The following is a 19,027-nucleotide window of genomic DNA, read 5'->3' on the forward strand; positions in this document are numbered from 1 at the left end:
CGTCATGCCTATCGGCCGTGTCGGATGGTTGCGAGATGCTAGAAACGTGATTGTTTAATGCATCACGCTCGAAAGCACAGACGATCGGAGGAACGGAATCGCCATGGATGTCCGTTCGATGATCGAGACGTACTTCTCGAGCGCTCGCCAGATCCTCGCGACCCCCGGCGCCAAGCCGGAGTCTTCGCTCTATCCCGGGTTCCACGCACTGTTAGAACAGACAGCTCTGTTCCTGGGCGAGCCGACCGTTTCGTTCGTCTCGCAAGCGGACGCCGAGTCGATCGGCATCCCGGACTGGCGGGTGAGCAAGGCGGGCGAACTGCTGGGCTGGATCGAGTTGAAGTCACCACACAAGCGCCTTGATGCACTGAGCGGACACGATCTGGAGCAGAAGGGGCGGTTTGTCGACGGGCTGAGCAACCTCATCCTGACCAACGGGTGGCAATGGCAGCACTACCAAGATGGTCGCCTAGTGACATCGGTAACGGCTGGCTCTCCGGAGAGCTTCGAGGCGACTGCGCTGCCGACGGCACTGGATGAGTCGGACACGCAACGGTTCCAAGATCTCTTCGCCGGATTTCTCGCGTCGACACTCGTCGATTACACGTCCGTCGGCGCGGCGGTCTCCGCCCTCGCGGTCAGAGCTCGTGCGATCCGCAACGGACTTACCGAGATCGGCGAAGCGGGGGCGGGTCCAAACCTCTTGGAGCTTCGTGACAGCTTCAGGAGCCTGGTCTTCCGGAATGGCCAGACCTTCGACTGGCCGCGCTTCGTCGACAGTTACGTGCAGATCGCAGTGTTCGGAGCACTTCTCTGGCGGCTGGAGTCAAAAAAGCCGATCTCGCTTCTGCTCCAGGTGGGTCTGAAGCAAGGTGTTCACCCGCTGCTCTACCAGTGCCTGAAAATCCTCTGGTCGGCGGATTCGCGACCCGAGATCCTCGAGCCGGTGCTCGAGGGTCTCGTGCAGACCATCAACCTCATCCCGCCTTCACTCTTCGAGCCGCCTGCTGCGGAAAGGGAATACCAACGGGTCCCGGATCCGATCGTCCACGCCTACGAGCCATTCTTCGCCGTATACGACTCAAAGGGCAGGGAGGCAGCGGGGGTCTACTACACCCCGATCGAGGTCGTCCAGCAGATTGTGTCAGGGGTCGAATCGATTCTGATCGGAACTCTGGGACGTAACGATGGGCTGCTCGATCCGGGCGCCAAGTTCGTCGATCCAGCCACGGGAACGGGTACCTTCCTTCTCGGCCTCGCCGAGGCAGTTGGCGACATCGCTCGGTCACAAGGGCTTCCTCCCGATGCTGTCATCCATGATCTCGTCACAAAGAGAGTCGCCGCATTCGAGATCCTGCCCGGCCCCTACACGATCGCGCATCAGCGAATGGAAACCTTGCTCGAGTCCTACGGGGCCCCCGCGGACGAGAAGCTGCCCATCTATCTCACGGACACGCTGGCCGCACCGGAGACCGGAATGCTCTTCGACTCTGACTTCGGAGTTGCAGCGAGTGAGCTGCTGAAAGAACGGAGTCGAGCGGACGACGTCAAGACCTCCGATGAGGTTCTGATCGTCCTGGGCAACCCTCCTTACGAACGCCTCCCGAAGGCAGCAGCACTCGAGCCGTTCGCCGTCAAGCTCTGGGAAACTCTCGTCGCTGCCACGCCTCTCGACCACCGCCAAGACCTGAAGAGTGCGCGGGATCTCTTTGTCGCGTTCTGGTTGTGGTCCATGTGGCTTCTCCAGCCGCCCGCGATCCGCACCTCCGGAGCACAGTCACCGACCATCGACGCGAAGACCGCTGATGGCATCATCGCGTTCGTCACGAACCGGACGTGGATCCAAGGACGCTCTCTCCGTGGTCTCCGGTCGATCGCGGCGGCAGGTGCCCGCGAAATGTGGATCCTGGATCTGGGCGGGGACACTCGTGGCGCAGATGGTGCCAATGACTTCGGCGGCGGCGACGCGAACGTATTCGACATCCAGACCGGCGTCGCCATCGTGTGGCTTGTATTCGATCGCGAATATCAGGGTCAACCTGTTGTCCGCTATCGACGCCTGTTCGGCAACCGGGCAGCCAAGTACCGTGCTCTTCGTCGGACTTTCGATCCCGCGGACTTCGACGTCGTCGACGGCCGACCCGAAGACCGGTTGACCCCGGTCATGTGGGACTCCGTGCAGCTGTCGGAGGCTCCCCTGCTTTCTCAGTTGTGGGCCGACGAAGCCGAGACGGGATTCCAGACTGCGCGCGACAAGTCGGCATACTCTCCCATTGGGGTCGATGCGGCCGATGTCTATGCGGAAACCGTGTCGTCCCCTGGTAAAGCTGCCCTTCGCACCGGCCGGCTGGCGGAGTGGGCCGCGCTGAATAAGGATGTTCGCGCCGCTGGGTGGTCGACTGCGCAGAGCAGACGCGCCAATCGCCATGCACCCGACCCGAGCCAGCTCAGGGTCAGTCGCCTACGCGAAGTTCAGTACCGACCACTTGACCGCCGCTGGCTGTACGACGATCCTTCATGGGTCGACTGGTATCGCGAAGACCTCCACGGAATCTATCGGGACGGGCCGGTGGCGACCCTTGTCACCAACCCTCGCGGTCATGGGGCAGGTCCGGCTGCGGTCCACACCTCGGTGATGCCTGAACAACACTCCTTCAACAATCGCGGGGAAAGGGCGTCTGGGCTCTGTGGCACCCGGCCGACACCGCCGCCGCGTTCGAGGATCCCGACCCGAGATCAATCGTGGGGGACCGTCGGGTGGGGTTCAGTCGCAGCGTTCTGGACTGGCTAGATCAGATCGGACGCCAGTATCGATTTGACGACGCATATGCCTACATTCTCGCCATCCTCACCGCGTCCGATTACACGGCACGCAACTGGCGCGCGCTTGACTCGGAGGAGCCGCGCGTTCCGCTCACGTTGGACGTCGAGCTGTTCGATCTCGGCGCCAGCATCGGCCAACGGGCGCGTCGAGCGTGGGACCTCGAAGCGCCCTTCTCGGGAACTTCGTGGGGCGGAAACACCTCCGCTGAGCCCTTCGGCCGAGCCATTTGGAGGGATGACCAATTGACCTTCGCCAATGGTCGTGTGCTCGCGCGTGTACCGGAGGAAGCCTGGAACTGGAAGGTCAGTGGGTTCCGAGTTCTTGAGAACTGGGCCCGGGCGCGAGCCGGTTGGAGGATGACCACGGCTCACGCAAAGAGCGCGCAGGCCGTGGTGGACTCGATCGTGGAGCTCATCGCGGTGAGCGAGGCTGCGAACGCAATTCTCCGGCGGTTTCCACCGACAACCACCTGAGAGCACCAGCCTGCCGTCGCGCTTGACTAGGGCGCCATACCTCGCTCTCTTCGATCGAGCGTGCGCTGTCCAGATCAGAACTCCGTTGCCCCCTGCTCACTCAACTTGCTCCACAGAGCGCATCGCTCGCATCCACTCACAACGTCGCCGAGACCTTGCATGTGCAGCACATGTACCGTGGCACCATGACGGTCATGCTGCAGGTGCGGAACCTCCCCGACGACGTGCACGCGCGGCTGAAGGAGCGTGCGGCCGAGGCGCGGATGTCGCTGTCCGACTACGTCGCGATGGAGCTCGCGAAGCTCGTCGAGTTCAAGACGAACGACCAGCTACTGGCCGAGTTTCATGCACGGCACCCAGACATCAAGCCACTATCGCGAGAAGAGATTGTCGCGAACCTTCACGCGGCACAGGCGGAGCGGGATGCCGAGCTCGACGCCCGATTCGAGCCATGAGCCGAGTCGTCGACTCATCCGTCGTCGTCGACGCGGCAGTGTCCCCGCGCGTCCTTCTCGGTCAGGAACTGCACGCTCCCAGCGTTCTCGACTACGAAGTGGTCAACGCGTTGCGCCGGCATGTGCGCCGAGGAGAGCTCCGGGGAGAGGAGGCCACCGACTTTGTCGGCATCATGAGCCGATGGACGCTCCGTCGACATGACGCGACACGGCTTATCTCGCGCGCGTGGGTGCTGCGCGGGAACTTCAGCGCGTACGACGCGAGCTATGTCGCGCTGGCGGAGCTCCTCGGCGTTCCGCTGTGGACCCACGATCTGCGGCTGGCACACGCGGCGCAGCGATACTGCGACATCGTGACCGACTGAGCTCACCCGCCCGACGGCATCCCCTCGGGGTCGTCCTCGTCGAGCTCGTCGGCGTCCACGTCGTTCGCGTCGGGGTCGCCGGCGTGCTCGGCCGCGAAGCGGTTCCACTCCGTCATGAGGCGCTCGATCGCGGCGTGGAATCGGGCCGTCGCGGCGCCAGGCGTGACGTCGCCGAAGTGGTGCTGGGACCAGCGGTCCAGCGTGGCGCGGGCATCCGGATCCGCGAGGGCGCGGTCGATCACCGTGATCACGTCGCCGGCCGCATCCGCGGTCAGCCACTCGGCGGAGCCGAGGTAGCCGCCGAGATCGAGCTCGGCATCCGGTGACACCGGGCGCGTGACGACGATGGGCTTGCCGGTCGCGAGGCGGTCGTAGACCATCGCGGAGACATCCGTGATCGCCACGTCGGCCGCGCCGAGCTGCCAGCCGAGGACGGGGCCGTCGTCGTAGACGTGCTGCGCCTTCGGGTCGCGGGCGTTCGCGGCGGCGATCGCGGCGATGATGCGCCTGTTCGCCTCGCCGTACTCGCGCGAGACGACCCCGGATCGCGGGTGCGGCCGGTAGATGAGGCGATGCGCGGGTGAGGCGAGCAGCGCCTCGCTCAGCGCGACGCCGTGCGTGAGCGCCGAACCGTACTCCGCCGCCGGGCGATCGCCCTCCCAGGTCGGCGAGTAGAGCACGACGGTGCGCTCGTCGGGCGTGTACGGCAGCTCGCCCGAGAGGTGGTCGGTCTGCGGACGGCCGATCGCGATGGCCTTCTTCTCGAGGTCGAAGTCCCACAGCTTGCGACGCAGCCGGTCGAGCGCGGCATCCCCCGCCACGAAGGCGTAGTCGTACGCCTTGAACTGGTTCGTGGTCATGTACATCTTGTCGGACTCGCCGTGGTTGATGAACACGTGCCACATGCGGCCGTACCGGAACATCTGGAAGTTCTTGGCGTTCTGGTTGACGTAGAGCACGATCCGCACGTCCTGCGTCGCGAGGAACTGCTCGATGTCGGTGACGGCGCGGCAGTAGACCACCGGCACCGGCGACTCCTCCGCGATCGCGAGCGTCGCGCTCGGGCTGCGGGTGAGGATCGCGACCGGATGCGTCGCGGCCAGCTCGGCGAGGGCGCGTACCACTGGCGCACCTGGTAGAGATTCACCCGGGTGTCGGCGAAATACACCACGATCCGGATGCTGCCCGGCTTCGGCGCGGCCGGCGGGTTCGCGGCGAGTGCACGCCGGTTCGCCCGCGAACGGATCGCGTTGCCGACGATCTTGCGGGCCGACCTGAGGTCGCTCAGCACCGACATCCGCATCCCCTCCGCCGACCGGGCCTCTTATCGATCAGCCGCCCCATCGTGCCAGACTCGACCTTTGAATATGGCGAGCTTCACGTTCGCAGCCGGCAACGCGACGAAGCTCCTCCGGCTGCCCCTCTACGCGCTGGGTGCGGCCGCGTCGCTCGTGGTGCCGAGGAATCCCCGGCTGTGGGTGTTCGGTTCCGGCACCGGTCCCGGCGAGGGCGCACTCCCCTGTATCACGCCGCCCGCGCGCGGCTGCCGGCGGACGTGCGGCTGGTCTGGCTCGCCTCCACCGATGCCGAGCTCGCCGGCGCGCGCGACCTCGGGCTCGACGTGGAGCGCAAGCGCGGGTGGCGGGGATTCCGCCTCACCCTCCGCGCCCGTGTCGCGGTGGTGACCCACGGCTTCGGCGACGTGAACCGCTACGGCACCCGCGGGGCCCTCACGGTGCAGCTGTGGCACGGCATCCCGCTCAAGAAGCTGCACCTCGACTCCCCGGCCACCCTGCGGCTCCCGCTGCTGCCCGACCATCCGCTGGTCCGGAACGTCATGCGACGGGCCTACCGGTTCGCGGGCCGGGGCATCGGGCTGTTCCCGGTCGCGTCGGAGCTGGTGGCCGAGCGCATCCGCAGCGCATTCGGGGTGCGGCCCGAGCGGGTCGTCGTCACGGGCGACCCCCGCGACGATGCCTTGCTGACAGGATCGGCCGACGAGAGGACCCAGACCGCCCGCGATCGGATCGCTCGGGCCGTGGGCCCCCTTCCCGAGGGCGCGCAGCTCGTGCTGTACGCGCCCACCTGGCGCGACGGGGCGGCCGACCCGGGCGCGCCGACCCCGGACGAGTGGACCGCGATCGCGGCATGGGCGGAGCGCTCCAACGCGGTCCTGCTGGTGAGGGCGCACCCGCTCGGGGCGGGCGACTACGCACGGGGACCTGCGGTCTCGCACCGGGTGCGGCTGCTCTCCCCGCCCTGCTGCCCGAGATCACGCCGGCCCTCGCGGCCATCGACGGGCTCGTGACCGACTACTCCTCAATCGCCTACGACTACGCCTTGGTCGGCGGGCGGATCGTGTTCTTCGCCCCCGACGTCGAGCTGTACGCCCAGAGCCGCGGGCTGTATCAGAACTATCGCGACGTCACCGGCGGCGCGTATGTCACGACCTGGCAGAACGTGCTCGACCGGCTCGACGCGCCGGCCGACGCGGCGCGCGTGCGCTGGCTGCGCGACGAGCACGTCGACCGGCTCGACGGCCGCGCGACCGAGCGCGTGCTCGCCGAGCTGCTGCGCCGGGTGGACGTACCCGGAGCGGACGCGCACGGGATCGACGAGGGCGCTCCGGCCACGCCGCGCCCGGTCGTCACGGCCATCGCCTTCCACGGCGATCGCCTGAGCGTGCGGGTCAAGCCCGGCGACTCGGCGTGGACGGGCGGGACGCTCTCGCTCGAGGGGCCCGCTCGCGCGTCGTCGGCTCCGAGGGCTCATTCCGACTGCTCGCCGAGCGCTGGGGGTCGGAACCGCTCGCCCTGCCGTCGGGCGAGTACTGGCTCGGCATCGCGGCCGCGCGGGCCGGTTCGATCACGGCTGAGGGCGCCGCCGCTCCGATCAGCACGCGGGTGCACGTCGAGGCCGAGTTGCCCGACGAGCTGCGGCATCCGTTGTTCCGCGCCTCGGTGCACGCTCGCGCCGGCGGCCTGGTGCTGCGCATCGAGCCTCCGCTCGAGGACGACGAGCGCGGCGCGGCGGCACAGAAGCGGCTCGAGCGCGCCTACCGCCGAGATCGGCGCCCGCTCGAGGACGCCGTCTTCCTCGAGAGCTTCTACGGGCAGAGCACCGCCGACAACCCCGGCGGCATCGCCGACGCCCTCGCGGCGACGCGGCCCGGCACCAGGCGCTACTGGAGCGTGATCGACCGCTCCGTTCCGGTGCCTTCGGGCGCGAGCGCACTGGTCGAGGGCTCGCGCGAGTGGTGGCAGGCGCGGGCGACCGCGCGCGTGCTCATCGTCAACGACTGGTTGCGCAAGCGGTACCGTCGGCACCGGGATCAGCACGTGCTGCAGACCTGGCACGGCACCATGCTCAAGCGCCTCGCACTCGACCGGGCGCGTAGCGGCATCCGCGGACTGCGCACCCGGCTCGCCGTCCAGCGCGAACGACGGCGCTGGGATGCCCTGCTCGCCCAGAACGCGTACAGCGCCGAGATCTTCCGCTCGGCATATGCGATGCCGGGCCCGATCTGGCAGACCGGCTATCCCCGCAATGACATCTTCGCGTCGCCCGACCGGGCGGCGACCGTGCGCACGCTGCTGGGGATCCCGGCCGGCGCGCGCGTCGTGCTCTACGCCCCGACCTGGCGCGACGATCGCACCGAGATGGTCGACTACGTCGACCTGGCGCGCTTCGCCGACGAGCTCGGCCCGGGCCACGTGCTGCTGGTGCGCGGCCACTCGCGCACCCTCCGCTACGGCCAGGACGTGGTCGGCGAGCGGCTGCTCGACGTGACGAGCTACCCGAGCATGGCCGACCTGCTGCTGGTCGCCGACGTTCTCGTGACCGACTACTCGTCGTCGATGTTCGACTTCGCCGCGACGGGCAAGCCGATGGTGTTCTTCACCCCGGACCTCGCCCACTACAGCGAGGACCTCCGCGGCTTCTACTTCGACCTGCTCGCCGAGGCGCCGGGACCGGTCGTCGCGACCCGCGAGGAGCTGCACGTCGCGCTCGCCGCCGCCGAGCGCGGCGCCCCCGACTACGCCGCCCGTCGCGCCGAGTGGCGCGAGCGGTTCACGCCCCTCGACGACGGCCAGGCGGGCGCACGAGTGGTCGAGCGCCTGATCGCGGAGGGCTGGCTCCCCGCTCGCGAGTGACCAGTTTTGCCGCTCCGCGGCAGTGACGCGTGCACAATTCGGTCATTCGCGGGTCAGGACTCGGTGCGCGAGGTGTCGACGGCATCCCGGGCCCCGCGGATCACGCCGACGATGAAGCCGACGCCCCAGCTCAGGTGCATCGTCGCCGTCGCGAGCGCGAAGCGCAGCCAGTCGACGAGGTCGCCGCCGCGCCGGAACGCCGCCGCGGCCAGCAGGCCGAGGTAGAGCACCGGCGGCACGTAGGCGAGCGCGAGCACCCAGCCCCACCAGCCGTGGAAGACACCGGTCGCGTGCAGCGGGATGAACACGATGGCGACCACGACGTTCGCGACGAGCACCGGCGGGGCGAAGAAGCGCAGCGGGTTGCGCCCGCCCAGGCGCCGCACGAGCTCCCCGCGCCAGATGCCGGTGGCGACGAACTGGCGAGCGAGCTTCGGCCACGTGCTGCGCGGCCAGTACGTCACGCGCAGCAGCGGGTCGAGCCACACCAGGTGGCCGGCCTCGCGCAGGCGGTAGTTCAGCTCCCAGTCCTCGCCGCGACGCAGACTCTCGTCGTATCCGCCGACTCCCCGGATGACGTCGCGCCGCATGATGCCCATGTACGCCGACTCCGCCGGGCCCTCGACGGCATGCTCGCCGTGGTACGCGCCGCCGCCGAGGCCGAACCGGCTGTTGTACGCGCGCGCGACCGCCGCCTGGAAGCCGGGCCTCCCGGTCGCGACCATGATGCCGCCGAGACTCGCCGCACCCGTGCGGGTGAGGTCGGCGACCCCGCGGAGGGTGTAGCCCTCGGAGAGCTGCGTGTGGGCGTCCACGCGGACGATCACCGGATGCCGGCTCGCCTCGATCGCGCGGTTCAGGCCGATCGGGATGTCCATCCCCGGGTTGTGCACCGTGCGGATCCGGTCGTCGGCCGCCGCGAGGCGGGCGACGATCTCGTCGGTGCCGTCGGTCGACGGGCCGACCGCGAGCACGATCTCCCACGGCCCGGGATAGTCCTGTGCGACGATGCTCGCCACCGCGGCTTCGAGGTAGTCCGCTTCGTTGAGCACCGGCATGACGTACGAGACGCCGGGAGGGTCGTCGGGCGTCGACGGCATGGGTCCTCGCTCTGTGCTCGTCCGAGAAGCTCGGGATCGGCTCCGACGCTATCAGGCGCACAAACAGCGGCGCGGGAGCCCGTCGACCGGGTCTCCCGCGCCGCCGGCGGTGCGTCGGGATCAGCTCGCGGTGAGCGTTCCGAGGGTGACGTCGACCGTGTGCGACGAGTCGTCGCGCTGGTACGTGACCGTCGCCTTCGTCTTCGGCGCGAGCGCCCGCACCTGCGCGGTGAGGTCGCTGCTCGAGGTGATCGGGATGCCGTTCAGCTGCGTCACGACGTCGCCCTTCTGCAGGCCGGCGGCTGCCGCCGCGCCGCCGTCGGTCACGCTCACGATGAGCGCACCGACCGTCGAGCTCTTGTCGGCGGTCGCGTCGGTGACGGAGGCGCCGAGCAGGCCGTGCGTCCCCTTGCCGGTCTTCTCGATCTCGCTCGCGATGCGCTGCGCGAGGCTCGCGGGGATCGCGAAGCCCACGCCGATCGATCCGGTCTGGCCGGACGTCGACGTGCTGCCGGTGCTGGCGATGGCGACGTTGATGCCGACGAGCTTGCCGCTGCTGTCGACGAGTGCGCCGCCCGAGTTGCCGGGGTTGATGGCGGCATCCGTCTGGATGACGGGAAGCGAGATCTCGGCCGACTGGGTCGATGGGGTGGCGTTGCCGTTGCCGCCGTTGCCGAAGTTCCAGAAGTTGAACGGGCCGGTGCCGCCGTTGTCGTTCGGACTCGACTTATCGCCGTTGCCGGTGTCGGGGGCCGCGGACGACTCGATCTGGATGCTGCGGTTCAGGGCGCTCACGATCCCGTCGGTGACCGTGTTCGACAGCCCGAGCGGAGCGCCGATCGCGACGACCCGATCGCCGACGTTGAGCCGCGACGAGTCGCCCCATTCGATGGGGGTGAGGCCGGTCGCGTTCTGCAGCTTGATGACGGCGAGGTCGACGATCGGGTCGGTGCCGATCACCTTCGCCTTGTACAGCTTGCCGTCGTAGGTGGTCACCTCGACCTTGCCGCTGCCCGAGTCGCCGTCGAGCGTCACGACGTGCGTGTTGGTCAGCACGTAGCCGTCGTCGCTCAGCACGACGCCGGATCCGGTGCCGGCCTCATCGCCCGCGGTCACGTTGATCGTCACCACCGACGGGCCGGCCTTCTTGGCGATCGCCGTCACGGCGTTGACGTCGCCGGAGTTGTTGATGGTGATCGTCTGCGGATCGCCGGAGGTGCTCTGCTGCTGCGACGGGCCGTTGTGATCGATCAGCGCCGAGACTCCCGCCGCCGATCCGCCACCGACGATCGCGCCGGCGATCAGAGCGATCACGACGGGGATCGCGATGGAACGCTTCTTGTCGGCGGTGGTGGGTGCTCCGACCGTGCCGGGCGCGGTGGCGACGGCTGGGGCGCCCGGACCGCCGGAAGCGCCGGCCGTGGGGCCTCCCGCGACGGGTGCCGTCGGGTAGGCCGCAGTCGGCTGGTAGGCGGGCTCGGGTGCGGCGGAACCGCGGTAGGTCGACGGAGACGGGGTGGCATCCGGGATCACCTCGGTCTCGGCCGCCGGGGTCTCGGCGGCCGGCGTCTCGGTGGCCGGGCTGTCGGTCGCCGAGTCGGCGGGAGCGCCCTGCGTCGTCATCGCCTCGGAAGCGGGGGTCGCGTCGGGAGCGGGGACCGCGCCGGACGGAGTCGACGGCGTCGGGTCCTGACCGTCGGCCGGAGTCTCGTCGGAATGCTGCGTGGGGTCGGACATCTCTGGGCTGCTCCTTTCGCGAGCGCTGCCAGCATCCAGTCCGTAGCTGAGTGTTGGATAAGGCAGCCCTGGGAGCCTACTTCCGTCAACCCATGGAAGCCCTCAGCATCCGGGACCACCGGGGTCGCTCGCGCAATCCCGGCTCACCAGCACCGTCGTGGCATCCCCGACGGTGATGTGGAGGTCGTTCGCCGGCGCCGTGATCACGCCGTCGATCGGCCGGAATGCGGACCCGTCGAAGCGGTATTCGGCGTGATAGTCGACGCGGAGTCGGATCGTGTAGTCGCCCTCCGCCGCGTAGACGTGGCTGGTCGGCGTCGGATCGAACTCGGGCAGCCGGAGTTGCTGCCACGTGCCACCCGGAGTCCCGCGGGCTGCCGCGGTGCCGTCGCCGTACGTCCAATGGAACGCGAACGCCGTGAAGCGGACCCCGGCGGGACGACCCAGCAGCGTGCCTCCGACGACCTGTGAGGGGGCGACCGCGTAGAAGTTGGTGTCGAGACCCGCGACCGTCCAGCCGTCGGGCTGCATGTTGTCCACGCTCGGCTGAGGGCGGAATGTCGCGATGTCGGAGATCGTGACGGCAGGCGTGCCGGGCTTAGGGAGCGAGGACGGAGGGGCTCTATATCCGCTAAAGCACCGGCCACCAACAGGGATCGCACACCCCGCAGCATGATTAGGGCGACTCGTACCCACCTTGTTCGCCCCACTACGTCGGGTTGGCTGATGGCCAGGAGACGACGTAACCGCTCCCAGCTGAGCACTGTCGCCTTTGGACGACGAACTCACGGCGCATGAACCGTCCCGGATGTCGGCCGGACTGCATTGGTTCGATCTGACCGTAGGCAAGAACCCAACGCTGAGTGCCGCGCTGGCCGCGATCGCGACAACCGAGAGGAACCTAATGGCAGAAGTTCGCGCCATCCCAAACCGATTCATCGCTGACAAGCAGACGCGAGCGCTTCCACTGAAGGGTCACAAGCGTCGGGTACACGGTCTCTCGGCCTGAAACTGATGTGTCATTCCCCTGAGCATCAACAATGAGCACCGCGGAGACGTCTAGACACGCATATATTTGCGCTCCCGTTGGCCGAGACCCCAACAGAGACGAAAGGTTCGCCGGGCGAACGTGTTCCACGATCGATTTGCCGACTTGGCGACGGCCACTTGACTTGAACTTGCTAATCGATTCCATCGAGGCCTTGAGCGCCTGCGCGGTTGCCACCTGAGACAAGCCGCGATCATTCGCAAGCGTCAATGACTCATCGACTGCGGCTTCATACGCGCGGTACGCCTTCTCCGCCGCCGCCAGCGCCTCGGCGTCGGTCCGGAACACCGGAGTCGCCGTGGGTTTCGGCGACGAGGTCGGATGCGGCGCCGGCGTGCATCCGACGAGGACCAGGGCGGCCGCACTCACCAGAGCGAGGGCCGCGATCCGCATAGAGGAACGGTACGGCAACCCCCGAACCGCCACCCCCGTCATCCACAGCCGACGGAGCGCGCGATCCGGCCTCCATCGACCCCGCCGGAGCCTGCAATCGGTGAGCACGCGCAACTAGATTGGCAGACGATGACCGTCACCGGAGCCTGGTCTCGCGCCGCACGCGGGGCGATGCTGCTCGACGACGCCGGACGGATGAGTCCCACCATCTTCGCCGAGATGTCGGCGTTGGCCGTGGCCACGGGCGCGATCAATCTGGGCCAGGGCTTCCCCGACGAGGATGGCCCGCGCGAGGTGCTCGACGCCGCGAAGCGGGCCATCGACGATGGCATCAACCAGTACCCGCCCGGCATCGGCATGCCGATCCTGCGCGAGGCGATCGCCGAGCACCAGCGTCGCTTCTACGACCAGGCGGTCGACCCCGACACCGAGGTGCTCGTGACGGCCGGCGCGACGGAGGCGATCGCCGCGTCGCTGCTCGCGCTGCTCGATCCGGGCGACGAGGTCGTCACCCTCGAGCCCTTCTACGACTCGTACGGCGCGATGATCGCCCTCGCCGGCGCGCGACACGTGGGCGTCCCGCTCCGCTGGCCCGAGTTCGCCCCCGACCACGACGACCTGCGTGCCGCCGTCACCGATCGCACGCGCGTCATCCTGATCAACAGCCCGCACAACCCGACCGGCACGGTGCTGGACCGCGCGACGCTGGAGCTGATCGTCGAGCTCGCCCATCGGCACGACGCGATCATCCTCACCGACGAGGTCTACGAGCACCTCACCTACGACGGCGCCCGGCACATCCCGATCTCGACGCTCCCCGGCGCCCGCGAGCGCACGGTCACGATCTCCAGCGGCGGCAAGACCTTCGCGACCACCGGCTGGAAGGTCGGGTGGATCGTCGCCCCGCCCGTCCTGCTCGGCCCCATCCTCGCGGTCAAGCAGTTCCTCACCTACGTCAGCGGTGCCCCCTTCCAGCCCGCGATCGCGACGGGCCTCCGGATGCCGGACTCCTTCTTCACCGGGACGGCGGCGACCCTGCAGGCCAAGCGCGATCTCCTGAGCGAGGGCTGCGCCGCGCCGGCTTCGGCGTCGCCCGCCCGCGGGGTTCGTACTTCGTCATCGCCGACGCGGCGCCGCTCGGGTACGACGACGCGGTCGACTTCTGCCGCACGCTGCCGGGGCTGGCGGGCCTGGTGGCGATCCCGGTCACCGCGTTCATCCGTCCGGACCGGCGCGACGGCTCGCGCTCGCTCGTCCGGTTCGCGTTCTGCAAACGCGTCGCCGTGCTCGAGGATGCCGTGGCGCGGCTCTCGAGCCTGCCCCAGGTGCCGCGGGTGACCGTCGGGTGACCGTGTTCTGGAAGGGGTGGAGGGACCCCGTGCTCGTCCTATGCTGGCGAGGACCCGACCCGAGGGGATTCACGCCGTGACGCTCAGGGGCCGAACGCGCGATCGCATCCTGGATGCCGCCAGCGACATCGTCGTCAACGACGGTGTCGCCGCCGCGACCCCGCGCGCCATCGCGAGTCGCGCGGAGCTCGACGAGGTCGAGATCCACGAGGTCTACGCCACGCACGAGGCGCTGCTCATGGATCTCCTGAATCGCGAGTACGAGGGCATCCGCCGCATCGTCGCCGACAACATCGAGCGCGACCCCGCGGGCGGGCTGCTGTCACGGATCTTCCGTTACTCTCTCGGCGCCCTGCACGAGCGCCCGCTCGCGCGGGCCCTGTACCTGCAGGACCCGCAGAGCCTGAACCAGATCATCCGAGCCACCCACGACACGGAGTTCTTCCCGAACATGGGCGCCGACCGGCCCTTCCTCGAGTCGCTCCAGCGCGCCGGCATGATCCGCGACGACGTCGAGGTCGGGGCGCTCACCTCGTTCCTGAGCGCGTACATGGCGGGCGTCGCCCTCATCGCACCCGGCACGGATGTGGACGAGGCGACCGCGGCCCTGTCGCTGCTGCTGGAGCGCGGGGTGGATGCCGAGGTGGCCGACACCGAGGCCGGCAAGCGCGCTCTCTTCGACCTGCTGGGTCGAAGCGCGGAGTCCTGAGACCGGCGGCGCTGCCTGCTGCCCCGCTGCGCACGGCTCGCTAGGCTGACGCGCACCAGCGCGAGGAGGCATCCGTGACCAGCAGCGAGCAGACCCCGGAACCCCGGCCGATCGGGGTTCGGACGACCACATCCTCGACGACGTCGCCGACCCGATCGGCACGGTCACGCGAGCGGTGTGGGGGCTGGTGCTCATCCGCGGCATCCTCGCCGTGATCTTCGGTCTCCTCGCGCTGTTCGCGCCCGTGCTCACGCTCTACGCGATCGTCTTCGTGTTCGCGGCGTACGCCCTCGTGGAGGGCGTCATCCAGATCGTGCACGCCATCCGGGTGCGCCATCGCGACCGCCGCTGGGGCTGGCTGCTCGCGACCGGCGTCATCGCCGTGATCGCCGGCATCGTCGCGTTCGTCTTCCCGGGCGCGGCCGGCCTCGTCTACGGCTCCTTCGGCCTCGCGCTCATCGCGTTCTACTCGGTGATGATGGGCATCGCGGGATTCCCGGCGGCGGCGAGCGCGACCGACGGCGGCCGCAAGGTGCTCGGCTACATCGTCGCGGGACTCAGCATCGTGCTGGGCGTCGTGCTGGCGATCATCCTCGTCGCGCAGCCGGTGCTCGCGATCATCAACCTGATCTGGGTCGTCGGAGTGTGGGCGATCATCATCGGTGTCACGCTGATCATCGCGGCCATCGGGGCGCGCACCCGCGCTACCGGGCGGCGGGCTCCGCGATCCGGAAGCGGCGCAGAGCCAGCGCAGGGTTGATCCGCCGCACCTCGGCGACCCGCGCGGGCGAGATCCATCCGACGGCGACCTCGCCGTCGCGCTCGCCGGCCGTCGCGACCTCCACCCCCATCGGGTCGACGATGAGACTGTTGCCCACCCCGACGGGGGCGCGTGGTCGGCCGCCGCGAGGTAGATCGTGTTCTCGATCGCGCGGGCCGTCGCGAGGGTGCGCCAGTGCGCCTCCTTGAGCGGGCCGCGCACCCACTCGCTGGGCATGACGACCAGGTCGGCACCGGCATCCACGAGCCGGCGGGTCACCTCGGGAAAGCGCACGTCGTAGCAGGTCTGCAGCCCGACGGTGAACCCGGCGAACGGGAAGGTCGCGGGCGCCTCGAGCGGTCCGGGCGCGAGCCAGTCGCTCTCGCGCGATCCGAACGCGTCGTAGAGGTGGAGCTTGCGGTAGGCGCCGACCAGCTGACCCTGCGGGTCGAGGGCGACGACGGTGTTCGCCACGCGCTCCAGGTCGCCGGTGAGCCGTTCGATCATCCCGGCGACCAGGTGGATGCCGAGCTCGCTCGCCAGCTCCGCCAGCGCCCGCACGAACGGACCGTGCAACGACTGGGCGTGCTCGACCGCCTCGGCGCCGGCCATCGTGCGGGAGAAGTAGGAGGAGTACTCCGGGAACACCACGAGAAGGGCACCGCGATTCGCCGCGTCCCCCGCGAGCCGCTCGATGCTCTCGAGGTTCGCCTGCTCGTCGGCGCCCGGCGCGAACTGGGCGACCGCGATCGCCACGGAGGCGGGCGTCGGCGCGGACATGCGCTCAGCCTAGGCGGCCACGGCCGGGCGATCCCCTTATGCGGCCGTTACGCCGCCGCCGCTAGCCTGACCGCGTGATCAGCACGCGCATCCTCGCTGCCGCGGTGGCCGTGCCCGCCGCGCTCGGGCTCGTCGCCTGCGCGGCGACCCCGACCGCCACAAGCTCGGAGGCCGCCGGGCCCGCCGCGTCGTCGTCCCGGCCGGCGGCCTCGGCATCCGGCACGCCCGCCGCGCCGAGCCCCGCGGCCGATTCCATCGGGCCGGCGGGCAACGCGCTCGACGCGGGCGGCATCCAGGACATCGAGGACGCGATCTCGAGCGGCAACACCGCGGCGCTCGAGCAGCGTTTCGCGCCGCAGGTGCGGATCGTGACGGCCGGCGGCGGGGAGCACCAGGCGACCACGGCGCAGGCCGTGACGGCGACCGGCGCCGTCGAGTCGGACCTCACCGCGACCTGGGACTGGACGCTCTCCCCGCCGACCTCGCCGGATTCCGGGCGAGCTCGTACGGGCCGCTGTTCCCGGCCGACGCGGTCATCGGACGGTCCTCGACCGGCGAGGTGATCTCGTTCACCGTCGTCGGCACCGCGATCACCGCCGTGCTCATGGCCCACTCGGTCGCGTCGCTCGGCGGATGACGCCGCCCGGTCGCCCTCAGTCGCCGGGCTGCACCCAGTCGAACGTGCGCTGCACCGCACGCCGCCAGGTCGCGAGTCGGGCCGCGCGCTCGTCGTCGCCGATCGAGGGCCGCCAGCGCCGGTCCTCCCGCCAGTTCGCGCGCAGCTCGTCGAGACCCGACCAGAATCCGGTCGCGAGGCCGGCGGCGTACGCGGCGCCCAGCGCGGTCGTCTCCGCGACCACCGGTCGCACGACGGGGATGCCGAGCAGGTCGGCCTGGAGTTGCATGAGCGTGTCGTTCGCCGTCATCCCGCCGTCGACCTTGAGTTCGGCGATCTCGGCGTGGACCGCGCGGGCGGCCACCTCGACGACCTCGACGCTCTGGAACGCCGTGGCCTCGAGCGCCGCACGCGCCAGGTGCGCCTTCGTGACGAACCGCGTGAGCCCGACGATGGCGCCGCGGGCATCGGGGCGCCAGTAGGGAGCGAACAGCCCCGAGAACGCCGGCACGATGTAGGCGCCCCCGGTGTCGGCAACGGTACGTGCGAGTTCCTCGACCTCGGCGGCGTCGTGGATGATGCCGAGGTTGTCGCGCAGCCACTGCACGAGCGACCCGGTCACCGCGATCGACCCCTCCAGCGCGTAGTGCGCGGGACCATCGCCGAGCCGGTACGCGACCGTCGTGAGCAGCCCGTCGGCCGAGTGCACGATGCGCTCCCCCGTGCCCACGATGAGGAAGTTGCCGGTGCCGTAGGTGTTCTTCGACTCGCCGGCGTCGAACGCGGCCTGCCCGAACGTCGCGGCCTGCTGGTCGCCGAGGATGCCGGTGATGGGCACCTCCCGCAGCAGGCTGGACGGCTCCGCGGTGCCGAACTCGCCGGACGAGCTGCGGATCTCGGGCAGCATCGACATCGGGATGCCGAACGCCGCAGCCAGCTCGGCATCCCACTGCAACGTCCGCAGATCCATGAGCAGGGTGCGGCTGGCGTTGGTCACGTCGGTCGCGTGCACGCCGCCGTCCGGGCCACCGGTCAGGTTCCAGAGCACCCAGGTGTCGGTCGTGCCGAACAGCAGCTCGCCGCGCTCGGCGCGTTCGCGGGCGCCGTCGACGTTCTCGAGGATCCAGGCGATCTTCGAGGCCGAGAAGTAGGTCGCGAGCGGCAGGCCGGTCTGCTCCCGGAAGCGGTCGACGCCCCCTCGGCCGCCAGGCGGTCGACGATCGGCTGCGTGCGGGTGTCCTGCCAGACGATCGCGTTGTACACGGGCTCGCCGGTCGCCCGGTCCCAGACCACCGCCGTCTCCCGCTGGTTGGTGATGCCGATCGCGACGACGTCGTGCCGCGTGGCGTCGGCCTTCGCGAGCGCCTGTCCGATGACCTCGCGCGTGTTGTTCCAGATCTCCGCCGCGTCATGCTCGACCCAGCCCGCCTCCGGCAGGATCTGCCGATGCTCCAGCTGGCCGCTCGCGGCGGCACGGCCGTCGTGATCGAACAGGATCGCCCGGGTGCTGGTGGTGCCCTGGTCGATCGCGATCACGTAGCGCATGGATCGAGGCTAGGGCGTGCGGGTCGGTCGGTCAGTCCGCGCCGAGCCCCTCGGCACCCTTCGTGCGCGCGAGCGTCTCCGCCACGTGGGACAGGTGCAGCCGCATGGCGCTCTCGGCGCGATCGGGGTCGTGCGCGGCGATCGCATCCACCAGGTCGGTGTGCTCGGCGAGGGACTCGTTGGCGCGCCCCGGGACGAGGATCGTCCGGAACTGGAACCGGACCATCTGGGCTCGCAGGTTCGCGATGAGCCGCTGCGCCGTCGCGTGGTGCGATGCGGTCTGGACCAGGCCGTGCAGGCGGGCGTTGCAGTCCGAGTAGGACAGCAGATCGTTCTGGCCGAGGAAGGTCCGCATCTGCGCGATCAGCGCGCGCATCTGCTCGATCTCCTCGGCGCTCGCGTTCTCTGCCGCATGGCGTGCCGCGAGCGCCTCGAGCACCGCCCGGGCCTGCGTCATCTCGACGGCCTCATCCTCGCTGACCGTGCGCACGCGGGCCCCGCGATTGAGCTCCTTGTCGACGAGCCCCTCATGGGCGAGGCGTGACAGCGCGGCCCGCACCAGCGCGCGGCTCGCGCCGAGCGATTCGACGAGGTCGGCCTCGACGAGCCGCTGTCCGGGATGGAGCCGGCCGGAGCGAAGCTGCTCCCGCAACAGCAGGTACGGATCCGCATCCTGCGCTCTTGTGCTTGCCATCTCGATCTCTCCGTCTAGCGATGTC

Annotated in this window: 15 protein-coding genes and 4 pseudogenes; 11 read left to right on the plus strand and 8 right to left on the minus strand. The window is 69.5% G+C overall.

The window, feature by feature from the left end; translation table 11 throughout:
• The first annotated feature begins 118 nt into the window (after positions 1 to 118).
• The 4 genes from QQK35_RS03290 (at position 119) to QQK35_RS03305 (ending at position 4,117) form a co-directional block, all read left to right on the plus strand.
• Entirely contained in the window at positions 119 to 2,791 is a 2,673-nt protein-coding gene (locus QQK35_RS03290) for a type ISP restriction/modification enzyme (RefSeq protein WP_284252858.1), read from the plus strand.
• Positions 2,686 to 3,297, plus strand: coding sequence for a type ISP restriction/modification enzyme (locus QQK35_RS03295; protein ID WP_284255582.1), 612 nt, complete (start codon positions 2,686 to 2,688; stop codon positions 3,295 to 3,297). Before QQK35_RS03290 ends, QQK35_RS03295 begins: the two co-directional genes overlap by 106 nt.
• 185 nt (positions 3,298 to 3,482) lie before the next feature.
• Positions 3,483 to 3,752, plus strand: coding sequence for a FitA-like ribbon-helix-helix domain-containing protein (locus tag QQK35_RS03300; protein ID WP_284252859.1), 270 nt, complete (start codon positions 3,483 to 3,485; stop codon positions 3,750 to 3,752).
• The gene (locus tag QQK35_RS03305) at positions 3,749 to 4,117 is read left to right on the plus strand and encodes a type II toxin-antitoxin system VapC family toxin (protein WP_284252860.1); all 369 of its coding nucleotides are present in this window, start codon (positions 3,749 to 3,751) and stop codon (positions 4,115 to 4,117) included. Before QQK35_RS03300 ends, QQK35_RS03305 begins: the two co-directional genes overlap by 4 nt.
• Before the next feature lie 2 nt (positions 4,118 to 4,119).
• On the opposite strand, the gene QQK35_RS03310 is transcribed toward QQK35_RS03305, so the two are convergent.
• Entirely contained in the window at positions 4,120 to 5,241 is a 1,122-nt protein-coding gene (locus tag QQK35_RS03310) for a CDP-glycerol glycerophosphotransferase family protein (RefSeq protein WP_348534876.1), read from the minus strand.
• Between the two features lie 431 nt (positions 5,242 to 5,672).
• Here QQK35_RS03310 and QQK35_RS03315 point away from each other — a divergent pair, with 431 nt between their 5' ends.
• The 3 genes and pseudogenes from QQK35_RS03315 (at position 5,673) to QQK35_RS03325 (ending at position 8,271) form a co-directional block, all read left to right on the plus strand.
• On the plus strand, positions 5,673 to 6,425 hold the full coding sequence (locus QQK35_RS03315) for a CDP-glycerol glycerophosphotransferase family protein (RefSeq protein WP_284252861.1): 753 nt from the start codon (positions 5,673 to 5,675) through the stop codon (positions 6,423 to 6,425).
• Positions 6,422 to 6,625, plus strand: a pseudogene (locus QQK35_RS03320) (CDP-glycerol glycerophosphotransferase family protein); the annotation flags it as partial. The gene QQK35_RS03315 and the pseudogene QQK35_RS03320, both read left to right, overlap by 4 nt.
• Positions 6,626 to 6,825: 200 nt before the next feature.
• Complete coding sequence (locus tag QQK35_RS03325; protein ID WP_284252862.1) at positions 6,826 to 8,271, plus strand: CDP-glycerol glycerophosphotransferase family protein; 1,446 nt, start codon at positions 6,826 to 6,828, stop codon at positions 8,269 to 8,271.
• A 53-nt stretch (positions 8,272 to 8,324) separates the two neighbouring features.
• Here the strand turns inward: QQK35_RS03325 and QQK35_RS03330 are convergent, their stop codons facing one another.
• From QQK35_RS03330 to QQK35_RS03345, 4 genes are all read right to left on the minus strand, one after another.
• Positions 8,325 to 9,371: a glycosyltransferase family 2 protein gene (locus QQK35_RS03330; protein ID WP_284252863.1), complete on the minus strand. Its 1,047-nt coding sequence runs from the start codon at positions 9,369 to 9,371 to the stop codon at positions 8,325 to 8,327.
• Positions 9,372 to 9,491: 120 nt separating this feature from the next.
• The gene (locus tag QQK35_RS03335) at positions 9,492 to 11,108 is read right to left on the minus strand and encodes a S1C family serine protease (protein ID WP_284252864.1); all 1,617 of its coding nucleotides are present in this window, start codon (positions 11,106 to 11,108) and stop codon (positions 9,492 to 9,494) included.
• 102 nt (positions 11,109 to 11,210) lie between these two features.
• Complete coding sequence (locus QQK35_RS03340) at positions 11,211 to 11,648, minus strand: PKD domain-containing protein (RefSeq protein WP_284252865.1); 438 nt, start codon at positions 11,646 to 11,648, stop codon at positions 11,211 to 11,213.
• 361 nt (positions 11,649 to 12,009) lie between these two features.
• Positions 12,010 to 12,549 (minus strand): hypothetical protein, encoded by a 540-nt coding sequence (locus QQK35_RS03345; protein WP_284252866.1) that lies wholly within the window; start codon positions 12,547 to 12,549, stop codon positions 12,010 to 12,012.
• Positions 12,550 to 12,678: 129 nt separating this feature from the next.
• Here QQK35_RS03345 and QQK35_RS03350 point away from each other — a divergent pair.
• From QQK35_RS03350 to QQK35_RS03360, 3 genes and pseudogenes are all read left to right on the plus strand, one after another.
• A pseudogene (locus QQK35_RS03350) lies at positions 12,679 to 13,898 on the plus strand (pyridoxal phosphate-dependent aminotransferase).
• 76 nt (positions 13,899 to 13,974) lie between these two features.
• On the plus strand, positions 13,975 to 14,607 hold the full coding sequence (locus QQK35_RS03355) for a TetR/AcrR family transcriptional regulator (RefSeq protein WP_284252867.1): 633 nt from the start codon (positions 13,975 to 13,977) through the stop codon (positions 14,605 to 14,607).
• Positions 14,608 to 14,782: 175 nt separating this feature from the next.
• Positions 14,783 to 15,367, plus strand: coding sequence for an HdeD family acid-resistance protein (locus tag QQK35_RS03360; RefSeq protein WP_284252868.1), 585 nt, complete (start codon positions 14,783 to 14,785; stop codon positions 15,365 to 15,367).
• A gap of 192 nt (positions 15,368 to 15,559) precedes the next feature.
• On the opposite strand, the pseudogene QQK35_RS03365 reads toward QQK35_RS03360, so the two are convergent.
• Positions 15,560 to 16,147, minus strand: a pseudogene (locus tag QQK35_RS03365) (nitrilase-related carbon-nitrogen hydrolase); the annotation flags it as partial.
• 74 nt (positions 16,148 to 16,221) lie between these two features.
• Here QQK35_RS03365 and QQK35_RS03370 point away from each other — a divergent pair.
• A complete protein-coding gene (locus QQK35_RS03370; RefSeq protein ID WP_284252869.1) occupies positions 16,222 to 16,710 on the plus strand; it encodes a hypothetical protein in 489 nt (162 codons plus the stop codon).
• A gap of 90 nt (positions 16,711 to 16,800) precedes the next feature.
• Here the strand turns inward: QQK35_RS03370 and glpK are convergent.
• Both glpK and QQK35_RS03380 read right to left on the minus strand, forming a co-directional pair.
• A pseudogene (glpK, locus tag QQK35_RS03375) lies at positions 16,801 to 18,308 on the minus strand (glycerol kinase GlpK).
• 31 nt (positions 18,309 to 18,339) lie between these two features.
• The gene (locus QQK35_RS03380; RefSeq protein WP_284252870.1) at positions 18,340 to 19,002 is read right to left on the minus strand and encodes a GntR family transcriptional regulator; all 663 of its coding nucleotides are present in this window, start codon (positions 19,000 to 19,002) and stop codon (positions 18,340 to 18,342) included.
• Positions 19,003 to 19,027 lie beyond the last annotated feature (25 nt).

Source organism: Pseudolysinimonas kribbensis, assembly GCF_030161895.1.
Taxonomy (GTDB): domain Bacteria; phylum Actinomycetota; class Actinomycetes; order Actinomycetales; family Microbacteriaceae; genus Pseudolysinimonas; species Pseudolysinimonas kribbensis.